The organism is Pseudomonas chlororaphis (assembly GCF_001921865.1).
Lineage (GTDB): Bacteria > Pseudomonadota > Gammaproteobacteria > Pseudomonadales > Pseudomonadaceae > Aquipseudomonas > Aquipseudomonas chlororaphis_D.
Genome location: NZ_MSCT01000004.1, coordinates 42,146 through 55,669, shown reverse-complemented (window position 1 = coordinate 55,669; position 13,524 = coordinate 42,146). Strand labels below are relative to the sequence as shown.

Sequence of the window (13,524 nt, the reverse complement as noted above, 5' to 3'; positions counted from 1 at the left end):
AGCTGTCAAACACCAAGCTTTGAGCGAACGCGCTCGATAAAGCTCAAGGGCGCACGTGACCGCAATGCGGGCCGCATCTCGTCGACAATGCGCTGCCCGATACGGGCGAAGCTGAACTGGGAAACCGCCAGATCGCGCCCCTGCTGTGCGATGCCCTGCGCCAATGCCGGATCGGCGCGCAGCATGGCGAGTTTCTCCTGCAGTTGCGGGATGTTCTGATAAAAGACCACGTTGTGCATATCCTGCAAGCCCAGCGCGCGGTTTTCCGCCTCGCCCTGGTCGAATGCCAGCAAGACGCAACCACAGGCCATGGCCTCGAAATTCTTGATCATGTATTCGCCCATGCCGACGTCGGCACTGACGAAGAAACGGATGCGGTTGAGGGTCGCGCAATACTCTTCGCCCGACTTGGTGCGGGTCACCACCAGCGGCTCGACCTGGCCCAGCTCGTCGAGTAGCGCCTTGCGCCCGCTGTACGCCACGCTGTTGGTACTGCCGACGAACGCCAGCTCGATATCCCGCTCGCGGCCCTGGTCCTGGAGCAGGGTCTGGTCGTAGCCCTTGGGCACGAAGATCGCGTCGAAGCCTTCCTCGCGCAGGCGCTCGCTGACCATGAACCCCGAACTGATCACCCGCGCCCACGGCAGGCGGCGGTAATGCGCGCTGAACTTGCCGGTGTACTTGCAGGGGATGTAGTTCTGGTAGGCGTCGTGCTCAAGGATCACCAGATTGGGAATGCTGCGGATGAAGCTCGCCTGGCGGATTTCCTGCTTGAAGCGCAGGAAGAACACGATGCGGTCGTAGCGCGTCACATCCACCTCGCGGCGAAAATAGCCGCGCAGGTTGCGTTGTTCGTCGCTGCTCAACCACCGCAGGTCGCATTCGCAATGGGCGGCAACGCCTTCGTACAGGCGGTCCAGAATGGCCCGCTGTTCTTTCTGCACCAGAAATAGAACCTTCATCATCTTCCTTGCAGCCGTGAGCAACCCGACAAAAGATCGAAACTACCCTGGCCGAGCGGCAAAAGGGTGTCATGCAATATCAATTTACAAACGCCAGAACAGCTCATGCCGACGTACCGCCTTGCGGAAAAATTCGTTCTCGCCATAAGGCGAACCGACGCGACCGGCCAGCACCCGCTGCAACGCCCGACGCAGGCGGCGCTTGAACGGCGCGCGCGGTTGCAGGTCGTGCATCATGCCCAGGGCCATTGCCTTGTCTCGCTGCTGCTCGAGCGACAGCGGCAAGCTGCAGGGCCTGAGCGCCTGTGCCGGGTCGAACACCGGCGGCAGGGCGATGCCCGCTCCCGAATCGCCCATCGGCCAGCGGTCGTTGTCGTGCAGATGGTTGGCATAGCCGAGCAAGGTGGTCGGCTGCCATTCCAGCCCCTGCAACGCCTCCAGGACCGCCTGGTTGGCGCAGATATGGTCCGGGTGCGGATCGAGGGTCGGGTGTGGCAGCACGATCACCTCAGGGCGCGCCTTGAGCAGCAGCGCCCGCAGGTCGGCCAGAAGGTTGTTCCAGGTCGGCGCGCCATCGGCATCCGCCGGCAAGGGGAAAGGGTTGAACTGGCGGAACAGGCGGATATCCGACAGTTCGGCCTCGCGGGACTCGATGGCCCGGCTCGGCGCCGCCTGCATGGCCGGCAGTTGCAGGCAGAAATACCCCAGCTGCACGCAGCGCTCTTGCGCGACCCCGGCCCAGCGCGGCACCGCGACGCTGTCCCAGGCCCGCAGCCGGCCTTTGATCCGCGCCGCCTCCGCAGCGTTCATGCCCATCTGCCGGTAATGCTCGGCCTCGATCTCGCCCGCGGTCAGCGTAACGATCCAGGCTTCGGCGGCCTGGCTATAGAGACCGAAAGCAGCCAGCTCGGCGTCGTCGGCGTGGGGCGCGATGACCATCACCCGCTGGCGGCGATAGTCCGGCTCGCGGAACACCGACAACAGCGGCTCGCCGTGCACCCGGCAGAAACGCCCGCGCAATTGCAGTTCGCCACCGGCCAGAGGCCGCGACAAGCCACTGAGATTGAGATAGCGCAGGCCGTTCACGCCGCGCTCGAAGGTCTGCCGGTCTTCCCCCGCCAAGGAAACCGAGGGGTCGAAAAAACGGCCCAGCCAGCTGCTTTTGACCTGTACCGCCAGGATCAGGGTTTCGTCCCCCGCGAGGTCGATCGCCTGATCCAGCACCAGGCGCTCCTTGTCCAGGTGGACCTTGGGCTGCTCGGTGCCGAACGGGAAGCTGTACTGGTAATCGTCCCGTGGCGAGTAGAACAGGTGATCGGCAAACCAGGCCTCATGGATCACCCAGGCCAGTACCGCCAGCAACAGCGGCAGCCACCAGGCCACCAAGACACCGACGGCGGCCAGCGCCAACAGACCGATCAGCAGGCCGAGGCGCTTCTGCCGGCGATGGCGTTTGAGCAACTGTTGCTTGCGGCTCGGCTGGCTCATACCCGGAACACCGGAACCGGGTTACACCAGCGATCTTTGTACTCACGATCAGCGCGACCGAAGGAGAAACGCAGCGGCTTGTCGACCGCCCGCGCCTGCTCCCAGGCGCTTTGCGTATTGAGGAAACTCAAGACGCTGCCGGGGCTGAACTCACGGGTTTCGGGGTCGACGCCACCGTTGATGTATTCGATACTGATCCACTCCGGCGCTTCAACCCGGTACACCAGTTGAATGGCGATGGGCGCATCGTTGAGGAAAATCACCGAACCGATCAGCAACTCACGCAGCAGCTCGACGACTTCGGCCATGCGCTCGGCACCGGTAGCGGCAAAGCCCCAACGGCGCTGGAACAGGTCGCAGTAGATAGTCGCCAGTTCCTGGCTGGAGAACTCGCCGACCGGGCGTACCACGCCGCCCGCCTCTTCCAGCAGGCGCAGCTCGCGGCGCTGGTTGTAGCGAAATTTCTTCGACAACTCTTCCGGCGTACGGGCCATGGCGAGCTGTTCGACCTGGGGCTTGAGGGTACTGAAACGCCCCTCGTTCAGCGCCGACAGGTAACGCCCGCGATGGCGCAGAGGAGCCTCGGCAGCAGGCGCGGCCGGCAGGATCAGCTCGGCGTTGCCCAGGTCGAACAGGCCTTTCTGGCCGCGGCGCTTGAGCACGTCCTTGGACAGCGCCAGGTCGCGCCCCCAGGTGGGAATCGCCGCTTGCAGCTCGCCGGCCTGCTCCCAGGCCAGGTAGCGCACCGGAATGCCCGCCAGGTTCGCCAGCCGCTCCACCACCAGCGGATGGGTGGCGACGCTGCCGCCAAAACGCTGCCAGGCGGAAGCATAAGTCGAGGCGTCGACAACCGACCAGCCACGCTCGCGCCAGCCTTGGAATCGATTGAGCATCAAGACCTCGCAGTCAGGTCGGTGACTTGCGGCAGACGCCAGAAAGCATCGCGGACGGCGCGGTCGGAGAAACGCTCGCGCAAGCGCTCGAACATCAGCTCAGCGCACAACAGGCGCTGGTTCTCGTCCATCCCGGCCAGGTGTTGCAGGCCCTGGGCCATATGCTCGGCATCGCCCAGCGGAAACAGGATGCCAACGCCCTCGACCACTTCCTTCGCCCCGCCGCAGGCCGTCGCCAACAGCGGCACGCCGGCGGCCATGGCCTCCAGCAGCACCATGCCGAACGGCTCATGGTCGGAGCTCAAGGCAAACGCGTCGAAGGCGCGGAAATAACGCCGGGCTTCAGCCACCTGGCCAAGGAACAGTACGCGGTCGGCAATGCCCAGCTCGCGTGAAAGGTCCTTGAGGTTCTGCTCCAGCCGCCCGCTGCCCAGAATCGCCAGCTGGCTTTCCCGGGGCAGCCCCGGCAACGCCGCGGCAAAGCCGCGCAGCAAGGTGGCCTGGTCCTTGTCCGGGTGCAGGCGCCCGACATTGCCGACGATCCAGGCAGAAGACGAAAGCCCCAGTTCCTGGCGAGCTTCGGCCCTTGGCAACTGGGTCGCCTGCAAGGCTTCGACATCGATCCGGTTGTACAGCGTCTGAATCCGCGCCGCCGGCCACTGCGGCAGGCAGGCGCGCATGTCGTCGCGTACCGCATCGGACACCCCGAGCAGGCTCAGGCGCTTGCGAAACAGATTGGCGAACAGCCGACGGCTGCCGCGGCGGTAATCGCCAAACGCGTGGTGTACGCCGATCACCGGCAACCCGGTGCCCAGCAACGCGATGTAGATCGGCTTGAACCGGTGAGCGATGCAGAAACTGAAATTGCGCGAGGCGACGATCTTGCGCAGGTCGCGGATCGCCCCCAGCTTCAGGCCACGAATGGCCTTGGAGCTGTACTCCATGAACAACACTTCGTCGGAGGCGCAGGCCGCGGCCACCTCGCTATCGGCGGCCCCGGTCAAAAAGACCGTGGTCACCCGATAACCGGTGCCCGCGAACAGGCTGGCGTACTGCCGCGCGCAGTCCAGGAACGGCCCGTCATAGCCGTGGCAGAACTGCAGCACATGGCGTTCAGCCGAGCGTGTCATAAGCGTTTGCGCCCTCTTTGACCACCAGGATGTCTTCCATGATCAGGTACTGCAGATCGGAGCCGAAGAACATGTTCAGGGCGTCGGTCGGCGAGCAGATCATCGGCTCGCCACGACGGTTGAGCGAGGTGTTCAGCGACACGCCGTTGCCGGTCAGATTTTCCAGGGCCTTCATCATGTCGTAGTAGCGCGGGTTGTATTCGCGCTTGAGCACCTGGGCCCGGGAGGTGCCGTCTTCGTGGACCACTTCCGGCACGCGGGTCTTCCACTCTTCGGCGACTTCGAAAGTGAAGGTCATGAACGGCGCCGGATGATCGATCTTGATCATCTGCGGCGCGACGGTGTCGAGCATCGACGGGCAGAAAGGCCTCCAGCGCTCGCGGAACTTGATCTGGTGGTTGATACGGTCGGCCACGCCGGCCACGCTCGGGCAACCGATGATCGAACGACCGCCCAGGGCGCGCGGACCGAACTCCATGCGGCCCTGGAACCAGGCCACCGGGTTGCCGTCGACCATGATCTTGGCGATCTGCTCCGGCATGTTGTCGAGCTTGCGCCAGGTCGGCTTGCTCTCGTGACGGGCGCACGCAGCGATCACGTCTTCGTTGCTGTAGGACGGGCCGAGGTAGACGTGTTCCATCTTCTCCACCGGCACGCCACGGGCGTGGGACACATAGGCCGCCGCGCCGACCGCGGTGCCGGCATCGCCGGACGCCGGTTGCACGAACAGTTCCTTGATGTCGTCGCGGGCGATGATCTTCTGGTTCAGCTTGACGTTCAGCGCACAGCCGCCGGCGAAGGCCAGCTTGCCGGTTTCCTTGAGCACGTCGCCCAGGTAGTGATCGATCATCTGCAACGCCAGCTTCTCGAACAGCGCCTGCATGCTCGCCGCGTAATGGATGTACGGCTCGTCGGCGATGTCGCCTTCGCGCTTCGGACCCAGCCACTCGATCAGTTTCGGCGAGAAGTAGAAACCCTTGCCCTTCTCTTTGTAGCGACGCAGGCCGATGACGTTGGCGTAGTCGGTGTTGATCACCAGTTCGCCGTTTTCAAAGCTGGCCAGACGCGAGAAATCGTATTTGCTGGCATCGCCATAAGGCGCCATGCCCATGACCTTGAACTCGCCGTCGAGCATTTCGAAACCGAGGAACTCGGTGATCGCGCCGTAGAGGCCGCCCAGGGAGTCCGGGTCGAAGAATTCCTTGATCTTGTGGATCTTGCCGTTTTCGCCGTAGCCGAAGAAGGTCGTGGCGTACTCGCCCTTGCCGTCGATCCCGAGGATCGCGGTTTTCTCCTTGAAGCCCGAGCAGTGGTAGGCGCTGGACGCGTGGGCCAGGTGGTGCTCGACCGGCTCGATCTTGATTTTCTTCGGATCGAAGCCCAATTGCTCCAGGCACCAGACGATCTTGTTGCGGTAGCGCTTGTAGCGACGGTTGCCCATCAGGATCGCGTCGAGCGCACGGTCCGGGGCGTACCAGTAACGCTTGGCGTAGTGCCAGCGGGCCTTGCCGAACAAGCTGATCGGGGCGAATGGAATCGCCACTACGTCAACGTCGGAAGGCTTGATGCCGGCCTGTTCCAGACAGAACTTCGCCGACTCGTAGGGCATGCGGTTCTTTGCATGTTTATCGCGTACGAAACGCTCTTCTTCGGCAGCCGCCACCAGCTTGCCGTCGATATACAGCGCGGCGGAAGGATCATGGCTAAGGGCGCCGGACAGGCCAAGAATCGTCAATGCCACAGGGGTCTAGCCTCGTTTAGTCTGCATACGGGCGCGATGCGCCTTGAAAATAATGTGTGCTCGCAAGGGGCGAGAAACAACGAAAGGGCGGGATTATAACGTAAAAGCCGGGGCAAGCCTCTAGCGGCAAGCGCCAGCCTCCAGGCGCTTCGTTACCTGTAGCCGCTGCCGCAGGCTGCGATAAGGCCCGAAGGGCCTTCCGAGGGTCTCAAAAGCAGCGCCTGCTGCGGAGTCGAGCGCAACCTGCGGCAGCGGCTACAGGTCGCAGGCTGCTTACGGGTCAGGCCGCGACAGGCTCGGCGGTTTTCGGCAGGCGCTGGTCGATCACCCGATACAGCGCGCTGTCCTGCGGCCAGTTGCGCATGAAGCGCGCGCGATCGCGGGCGTAGGCCGGGGCAAAGCTGCCGAGGCTGTGGTGCTGGCACATGGAGTCCAGATCGATCAGCGCCCAGCGGTCCTCCTGCCAGAACAGGTTGTGCCCCTTGAAGTCGCCATGGCTGATGCGCTCGCGGATCAACCCGGCGAACAACTGGTCCAGGGCCTTGAGCTCCGCCTCCGGCGCCGCGCCGCTGTCGATGTAGGGCGTGAAGCGCTCGATGATGTCCGGACCCGCCAGGTATTCGGTAATCAGGTAAGCCCGGCTGCGCAACCAGAGGAAACGCTTTTCCAGCAACGCCAGCGGCTTGGGCGTGGCGATGCCGAGGAACGCCAGGCGATTGCCTTCCTGCCACGAATGCCAGGCCCGGCTGGGGCGCCAGAAGCGCTTGAGCCAATGGGCGAAACCCTTGATGTTGTAGCGCTTGACCACCAGGGTTCGACCCTGCGCCTCGACCCGGCCGACGCTGGCGGCGCCACCGGTCTTGTACAGATGCCCCCGATCGAGCAGCGCATCGGCCTGCTCCAGCACCGGCAGCATCGCCGCCTCTTCTTCGCGGCGGATCGCCCGCAAGGCGAAAGGCCCACGCTGCACGCTGAACAGCGTGCACTCGCGACCGACCTTGTTGAGAAAGTCCTTCAGGCGCCAGCCGCGCACCTTGTCCACCTGTTTCTGCAAGGCTTCCAGCGGCAAGGCATGTTCGGCGTTGCTCAGCAGGTAATGCACCAGCAACTCTTCGGTGAAAGGCTCCAGGCTCTTGGGCAACTGGGCGAAAAACACCCCGAGATTCTCCAGCACCTTCTGCCGGGACAGCGGCTTGCCCGCCTCTTCCACGCAGATCCCGGCGCCGTCGATCAGGTACAGCTGGCCCGCATGGCGCAGCAGGTTGTCCAGGTGCAGGTCTTCCTGCCACAAGCCCTGGCCATGCAACTGGGCGATGGCCGCCAGCGCCTCGGCGAGTACCGCCTGCTGCTCATCGGCCAGCACCGGCAACGACTCCACCTGTTTCCAGGCATCGCCCAGGCTCTCGGAACCTTCGAGAAACTCGAACAGCAGCCAGCCGCCCTCGCCTTCCTGGAGACCGTCGGCCAGCAACCGCGGCGTGGTCAGGCCCTGCTGCTCCAACAAGCGCACGCCTTGCAGCTCGCGCTGGAAGTGCCGCGCCGCCTTGGCGCCCACCAGCAACTTGGCCAGTACCGGCCGGCCGCGCCAGACACCCGCGCCGACATAACGCTGCCCCGGCAGCACCCGCAACAGGCTGAGCAATTGCAGGGTGGCCGGGCCGGCGGCGTCGGCCAGTTCCAGGCTCAACGGCAGGCTTGGCGCACGGCCGGCCCGCTGGAGTTCGGACAGGCGCATCAGCGGGTCTCCTTATGGCTGCGACGCGCGCTCAGGCGGTCCAGCCAGGCATCGACCAGCGTGCTGTCCCGCGGCTGTTCAAGGTAAGTGGCGAGCAACGCCCGCACATCGTCCTCGCCCCAGGCCGGGGCGCGGCGCAACAGCGGCTCCAGGTCCTTGACCCGGTCGCGCTGGCCGAACAACAACGGACGGGTCTTTTCCAGGTCGATCAATTGCGCCTGGTAACCGTCGCCGGTGGCCCGCAGGAAAATATGCTTGGGATAGAAACAGCCATGCACCTGGCGCAGCCCGTGCAGTTGCCGCGCCAACAGGCCGCAGGCGCGCAGGATCGCCGCATGCTGGGCCTCGCTGAGCTGGCTCCACTGCTGCAGCAGCGAGTCCAGGTCGTTCCAGCCGTCCAGGGCCCGGGTCAGCAGGATCGCCCGGGTTTCCCCCGCCACCTTGCGCTCACCGAAGAACACCGCCTGCAAGGCCGGGATCCCCAACTGCCGGTAGCGACTGATATTGCGGAACTCACGGGCGAAGGTCGGCTCACCGAAAGGCCGGTGCAGGGTGCGCGTCAGGTAATTGCTCTGGCGCTTGAGGTAATAACCGTGGCCTTCCAGGTCGAGGCGATACACGCTGCTCCAACCCCCGCCCGCGGTGTTGGGTTCGTCCACCGCGTCGAGCTGCTTGGCCCACAGGGCGTCGAAGCTGGCGAGGCCGTGGCGCTCCAGCAGCGCACGGTCCTCGGCCGCCAGATAGTCAGTCATTCGCGTCCCTCGAAAAATCTCACCACATGCCGGATGCGCTGCTTGTCCGCGGCATTCAACCGGTTGCGCTGGCGGTACTGCAAATAGAAGCGCAGGCGCTGGGTAGCCGACAGATGATACTTGGCCACCTTGTCCAGGCACGCCAGGTCCTTGGTGATCCGGTACTTGAGCCAGAAACCGCGCCAGAAATCGCCGTTCGGGCAATCGATCAGGTACAGCCGGGCATCGTCGTCGATCAGCAGGTTGCGCCACTTCAGGTCGTTATGGGTGAAACGGTGGTCATGCATGATCCGCGTGCAGCGCGCCAGCTGTTGGCTGACCCGCTCGACCCAGGCCCGGTCGGCCAGCAACGGGTCGTTGCGCTCGGCCAGGATCGCCAGGTCCTCGGTGTGCGGCAGTTCGCGAGTGATCAGCGCCCCACGGTCGTAAGCCAGGCCGCGGCGCTCCAGCCCCCAGGCCACCACTTCTGCCGTGGGAATGCCCCACTTGGCGAAACGCTTGAGGTTCTGCCACTCGGATTTGACCCGCGGCTTGCCCAGGTAGCGCCGCAGGTTCTTGCCGGCGCCGGTGTAACGCTTGACGTAATAGTTGATGCCATTGCGTTCGACCCGGATGACTTCCGACAGCGGATCGCGGGTCAGGTGTTCACCCTCGAGGGCGAACACCGCCTCCAGGCTGCCGAAGTCCTGCGCCAGCTCCGAATACCCGGGCTCGAGGTTCCAACCCGCCATCAGAGCGCATCTCCGTATCGCTGTTTGCGTGCATAGAGTTTATTGGCCTTGCCCTCCAGCCAGGCCAGCAGGGTCGCCTCGTCGCGCAGGATCTGGCGCAGCGGCTGCTGGAAATAGCCCTTGAGGAAGCGCAATTTGTCGCGCCGCGTCAGGCCGATATCCAGGGCCGAGAAATACAGCGCCGCCAGGTCCTTGTCGCGCCAGCGCCGGGTGATGGCCGGGCGGGTCTGGGCGCGGTGCAGGTCGATCACCGAGAGCTTGAAGTCATCGGCCGTGACCGGTTTGTCGGTGTGCAGCAGGAAATGGCAGATGTAGCAGTCACGATGGTTGACCCCGGCGCGGTGCATCATCCCGGTCATCCGCGCCACTTCGGCGATCAGCGCGCGCTTGAGTGCGGGCTGCGGCGGCTGCTTGACCCAGTCGATGCTGAAGTCTTCAAGGCTGATGGTCGGCGCCAACTCTTCGGTGACGATGAACGAATGCTGGTTGGCCGGGTTGCTGCCCCGCTCGCCGTAAGCCACGGCGGTCATGGTCGGCACGCCGACTTCCTGCAGGCGCTGGATGGCCTGCCATTCCTGGCCCGCGCCGAGCACCGGCAGCTTGGCGGTGAGCAGGTTCTTGAAGATCTCGCCCCAGCCAATGCCACGGTGAATCTTTACGAAGAACCCTTCGCCGGCGACCTCCGTACGCAAGGTACGGCGGGCTTCCAGCTCCCGGTAGACCTGGCCGTCCAGACGCTCGACTTCGGCGAACGCATCGCCTCCGGCCCAGAGGGTCTTGAACGGTTCGGCAAGAATCAGCTTCATCAGTGTTGCTCCGCCAGAATCACATCCGCAGCGTGCTGCGGCATGCTATAGAGGTCGGCCGTCTCGGCGAACGCCAGGCCGTTTCGGCTCCAGGTCGCGCGTGCAGCGTCGTCGGTCAACATGGTGTTCAGATACTGATTGAGCTGTCCCTGCTCCAGTGGTTCGTCCAGCACCAGGCCGCTGTCGGCCTCGGCGATGTAATGGGCATAACCGCAGACCGCGCTGACCAGCACCGGCAAGCCGGCGACCAGCGCTTCCAACAGCACGGTGCCGGTGTTTTCGTTGTACGCCGGGTGAATCAACAGGTCGGCGCCCAACAGGAAACGCGGGATATCGCTGCGCCCCTTGAGGAACTGCACGTTCTCGCCCAGGCCCAATGCCGCGCTCTGCAATTGGAATACTTTGGGGTCGTCCTGGCCAATTACAAATAGCCGGGTGCGTTTGCGCAACTCCGGCGGCAACGCGGCCACCGCCTTGAGGCTGCGATCCACACCCTTGGTCTTGAAGCCCGAACCGATCTGCACCAGCAGCAAGTCGTCGTCCTTCAGGGCGAACTCGCGGCGGAACTCGGCGCGGATCTCGGCGGCGTTGGGCGGCGCGCGACGGTCCTGGGCGATCCCCGGCGGCAACAGATGGAAGCGCTCCACCGGGGTGTCGTAATGCTTGATGAACAGCGGCTGCTGGACCTCGGAAATCATCAACACCTGGGTCTTCGCGTCGCGGGCGAACACCGCCCGCTCATACTCGGCGAAGTGCCGGTAGCGGCCCCAGCGGCGGTACAGCGAATGGCGCAGGTTCTGCGCCTTGTCCTCGAAGCAGCCGTCGGCGGCGTAGTACACGTCCAGCCCGGGCATCTTGTTGAAACCGATCAGGCGGTCCACCGGACGCTTGGCCAGGTCGGCCTCCATCCAGGCGCTGAGCTTCTCGTTACGGTGATGGTTGAAGAACGCCTTGACCGGCGCCACCAGCACCTCGAAGCCCGGCGGCACGTCGCCTTCCCAGATCAACGTGTAGACACGGATCTGATGCCCGCGCTGCTGGCACTCCAGGGCAATACGCATGAAGTCCCGTTGCAGGCCGCCGAACGGGAAGTATTTATAAAGTACAAAAGCCAATTGCATCAGCGCAGCTCCTCAGCCAGTAACAACCTGCTCAGCCGGCTGGCGACACGTTCAGGGTTCAGGCGCGTGAAGCACAGCGGCCACTCGCGTTTCAGGTCAAACCGCCGCTGATCTTCGGCAGTCGGTTGATAGGTGCATTTTTTCTGCAGGCACGGGGCGCAGGGGAAATCGCTGCCCACATGGATCTGCACCTTGCCGTAGGCACCGGTCAGGCCCGGGTTGGTCGGGCCGAACAGGGAAATGGTCGGCACGTCCAGCGCCGCGGCGAGATGCCCCAGCCCGGTATCCACGGCGACACAGGCCTGGGCTTGCGCCAGCACCTTGGCGACGCCCGCCAGGTTCAACTTGGGCAGCACCGTGGCGTTGCCCAGGCCTTTGGCGATACGTTCGGCGCGGGCCTTTTCCGCCGGGTTGCCCCAGGGTAGCCGGACGTCGACGCCCAGTTGCCCCATGCGCTCAGCCAGCTCGCGCCAGTAGGCTTCCGGCCAGTGCTTGGTGTCCCAGGTGGTGCCGTGCAGAAACAGTACGAACGGCTTGGGCCGCGGCAACTCGATCAGCTTTTCGACGCTCAGGCCGTAATCGCCCAGGCCCTGGGGCAGGTCGTAGCCCAGCGCCACGGCGAAAAGCTGGCGCACCCGCTCCACCGCATGCTGGCCACGGGCAACGGCCAGGCGCCGCGAATAGAAATGCGCCGCCAGCGGCTCACGCGCCGACTGCTTGTCCAGGCCGGCCACCGGCGCCTTGACGTAGCGCGTCAGCCAGGCGCTTTTCAGCAAGCCCTGGGCGTCGATCACCAGGTCATATTGAGTCGCGCGCACGCTCTGCTTGAAGCGCCGCCACTCGCCGCTCTTGATGGTTTGCCAGATATCCTTGCGCCAGCGCCGGATCGCCACCGGAATCACTTTGTCGACGACCGGGTGCCAGGTCGGGATCTCCGCGAAACCTTCCTCGACCACCCAGTCGAACTTGATCCCCGGGATCGCCCGCGCCGCGTCGGTCAACGCCGGCAGCGCATGGATCACATCGCCCAGGGAAGAGGTCTTGATCAACAGTACCCGCACTTACCGGACCTCGACCGCGGTGCCCTGCAACCGCTGCAAGGCTTCGCCCACCGAGTCGGGCAGCAACTGGCGCAGGCAGTTGTAGTGGCCGAAACGGCAGGTACGGTCGAAGCACGGACTGCACTCGAGGCCCAGGCGCACCACTTCGACCTTGTCGGCCAGCGGCGGGGTGAAGCCCGGCGACGTCGAGCCGTACACCGCCACCAGCGGGCGATTCAGCGCCGCCGCCACGTGCATCAGCCCGGAGTCGTTGGACACCACCGAGTCGGCGCAGGCCAGCAAGTCGATGGCCTCGGCCAGGGAGGTGCCGCCGCAGAGGTTCACCGACTCCTCGCGCAGCCCTGGAATCAGCCGGGCGCGAATGTCTTCGCCGACCACGTGATCGTTCTTCGAGCCGAACAGCCAGACCTGCCAGCCTTCGCGAATCTTCAGTTCGGCGACCTTGGCGTAATGCTCGGACGGCCAGCGCTTGGCCTCGCCGAACTCGGCCCCCGGGCACAGCGCCAGCACCGGCCGATCCAGCGTCAGGTCGAACTTGGCCAGGGCGGCGTCGCGGCTCTGCGGGTCGATCCGCAGGTCCGGGCGCGGATAGGGCTTGGGCAGTTCGGCGCCTGGCTCGTAGGCCAGCGCCATGAAGCGCTCGATCATCAACGGATAACGCTCCTTGTCGAGCGTACGCACGTCGTTGAGCAGGCCGTAGCGGAACTCGCCGCGCCAGCCGGTACGTTTCGGGATACCGGCAAAGAACGGCACCAGCGCCGATTTCAGCGAATTGGGCAACAGGATGGCCTGGTCGTACTGGCCGACCAGGGATTTGCCGATGCGCCGGCGGGTCGCCAGCTCCAGCACGCCGTGGCCGAGCGGAAAGCTCAAGGCCTGGCGCACCTGCGGCATGCGCTCCAGGATCGGCCGGCTCCACTCGGGGGCCAGCACGTCGATCTCGCATTGAGGATGGCGCTGTTTCAGACACTGGAAGAGTGTCTGCGCCATCACCATGTCACCGACCCAACTGGGCCCAACGATCAGAATATTCATGTGGTTTCCAAAAACGAACCGGGGAGGCTTACGCCTCCCCGCCTCGAGAATCCAGCCCTGCGGCATTCA

12 protein-coding genes are annotated in these 13,524 nt (G+C 64.7%); all 12 read right to left on the bottom strand.

The window, feature by feature from the left end; translation table 11 throughout:
- Positions 1 to 5 precede the first annotated feature (5 nt).
- Positions 6 to 962, bottom strand: coding sequence for a glycosyltransferase (locus tag BTN82_RS02185; protein ID WP_075117549.1), 957 nt, complete (start codon positions 960 to 962; stop codon positions 6 to 8).
- Positions 963 to 1,046: 84 nt separating this feature from the next.
- Positions 1,047 to 2,450, bottom strand: coding sequence for a PIG-L deacetylase family protein (locus BTN82_RS02180; RefSeq protein ID WP_075117548.1), 1,404 nt, complete (start codon positions 2,448 to 2,450; stop codon positions 1,047 to 1,049).
- Complete coding sequence (locus BTN82_RS02175; RefSeq protein ID WP_075117547.1) at positions 2,447 to 3,343, bottom strand: antimicrobial resistance protein Mig-14; 897 nt, start codon at positions 3,341 to 3,343, stop codon at positions 2,447 to 2,449. The genes BTN82_RS02180 and BTN82_RS02175 overlap by 4 nt, the downstream gene beginning before the upstream one ends.
- Positions 3,343 to 4,473: a glycosyltransferase gene (locus tag BTN82_RS02170; protein ID WP_075117546.1), complete on the bottom strand. Its 1,131-nt coding sequence runs from the start codon at positions 4,471 to 4,473 to the stop codon at positions 3,343 to 3,345. Before BTN82_RS02170 ends, BTN82_RS02175 begins: the two co-directional genes overlap by 1 nt.
- Positions 4,457 to 6,214: a carbamoyltransferase gene (locus BTN82_RS02165; protein ID WP_075117545.1), complete on the bottom strand. Its 1,758-nt coding sequence runs from the start codon at positions 6,212 to 6,214 to the stop codon at positions 4,457 to 4,459. Before BTN82_RS02165 ends, BTN82_RS02170 begins: the two co-directional genes overlap by 17 nt.
- A 280-nt stretch (positions 6,215 to 6,494) precedes the next feature.
- Positions 6,495 to 7,949: a lipopolysaccharide kinase InaA family protein gene (locus tag BTN82_RS02160; RefSeq protein WP_075117544.1), complete on the bottom strand. Its 1,455-nt coding sequence runs from the start codon at positions 7,947 to 7,949 to the stop codon at positions 6,495 to 6,497.
- Positions 7,949 to 8,701 (bottom strand): lipopolysaccharide kinase InaA family protein, encoded by a 753-nt coding sequence (locus BTN82_RS02155; protein WP_075117543.1) that lies wholly within the window; start codon positions 8,699 to 8,701, stop codon positions 7,949 to 7,951. The genes BTN82_RS02160 and BTN82_RS02155 overlap by 1 nt, the downstream gene beginning before the upstream one ends.
- A complete protein-coding gene (locus BTN82_RS02150; protein ID WP_075117542.1) occupies positions 8,698 to 9,432 on the bottom strand; it encodes a lipopolysaccharide kinase InaA family protein in 735 nt (244 codons plus the stop codon). The genes BTN82_RS02155 and BTN82_RS02150 overlap by 4 nt, the downstream gene beginning before the upstream one ends.
- Positions 9,432 to 10,238: a lipopolysaccharide core heptose(I) kinase RfaP gene (gene rfaP / locus BTN82_RS02145; RefSeq protein WP_075117541.1), complete on the bottom strand. Its 807-nt coding sequence runs from the start codon at positions 10,236 to 10,238 to the stop codon at positions 9,432 to 9,434. The genes BTN82_RS02150 and rfaP overlap by 1 nt, the downstream gene beginning before the upstream one ends.
- Entirely contained in the window at positions 10,238 to 11,359 is a 1,122-nt protein-coding gene (locus tag BTN82_RS02140) for a glycosyltransferase family 4 protein (RefSeq protein WP_075117540.1), read from the bottom strand. Before BTN82_RS02140 ends, rfaP begins: the two co-directional genes overlap by 1 nt.
- Positions 11,359 to 12,420, bottom strand: a complete 1,062-nt coding sequence (gene waaC, locus BTN82_RS02135; protein WP_075117539.1) for a lipopolysaccharide heptosyltransferase I — start codon at positions 12,418 to 12,420, stop codon at positions 11,359 to 11,361. The genes BTN82_RS02140 and waaC overlap by 1 nt, the downstream gene beginning before the upstream one ends.
- A complete protein-coding gene (waaF, locus tag BTN82_RS02130; RefSeq protein WP_075117538.1) occupies positions 12,421 to 13,455 on the bottom strand; it encodes a lipopolysaccharide heptosyltransferase II in 1,035 nt (344 codons plus the stop codon). It lies immediately after the preceding gene.
- Between the last annotated feature and the right edge of the window lie 69 nt (positions 13,456 to 13,524).

Coding starts and splice junctions, on each gene's coding strand:
- waaF (WP_075117538.1), bottom strand. CDS start 13,455: ATGAATATTCTGATCGTTGGGCCCAGTTGGGTCGGTGACATGGTGATG.
- BTN82_RS02140 (WP_075117540.1), bottom strand. CDS start 11,359: ATGCAATTGGCTTTTGTACTTTATAAATACTTCCCGTTCGGCGGCCTG.
- BTN82_RS02175 (WP_075117547.1), bottom strand. CDS start 3,343: ATGCTCAATCGATTCCAAGGCTGGCGCGAGCGTGGCTGGTCGGTTGTC.
- BTN82_RS02185 (WP_075117549.1), bottom strand. CDS start 962: ATGAAGGTTCTATTTCTGGTGCAGAAAGAACAGCGGGCCATTCTGGAC.
- BTN82_RS02170 (WP_075117546.1), bottom strand. CDS start 4,473: ATGACACGCTCGGCTGAACGCCATGTGCTGCAGTTCTGCCACGGCTAT.
- BTN82_RS02160 (WP_075117544.1), bottom strand. CDS start 7,949: ATGCGCCTGTCCGAACTCCAGCGGGCCGGCCGTGCGCCAAGCCTGCCG.
- BTN82_RS02155 (WP_075117543.1), bottom strand. CDS start 8,701: ATGACTGACTATCTGGCGGCCGAGGACCGTGCGCTGCTGGAGCGCCAC.
- BTN82_RS02150 (WP_075117542.1), bottom strand. CDS start 9,432: ATGGCGGGTTGGAACCTCGAGCCCGGGTATTCGGAGCTGGCGCAGGAC.
- rfaP (WP_075117541.1), bottom strand. CDS start 10,238: ATGAAGCTGATTCTTGCCGAACCGTTCAAGACCCTCTGGGCCGGAGGC.
- BTN82_RS02180 (WP_075117548.1), bottom strand. CDS start 2,450: ATGAGCCAGCCGAGCCGCAAGCAACAGTTGCTCAAACGCCATCGCCGG.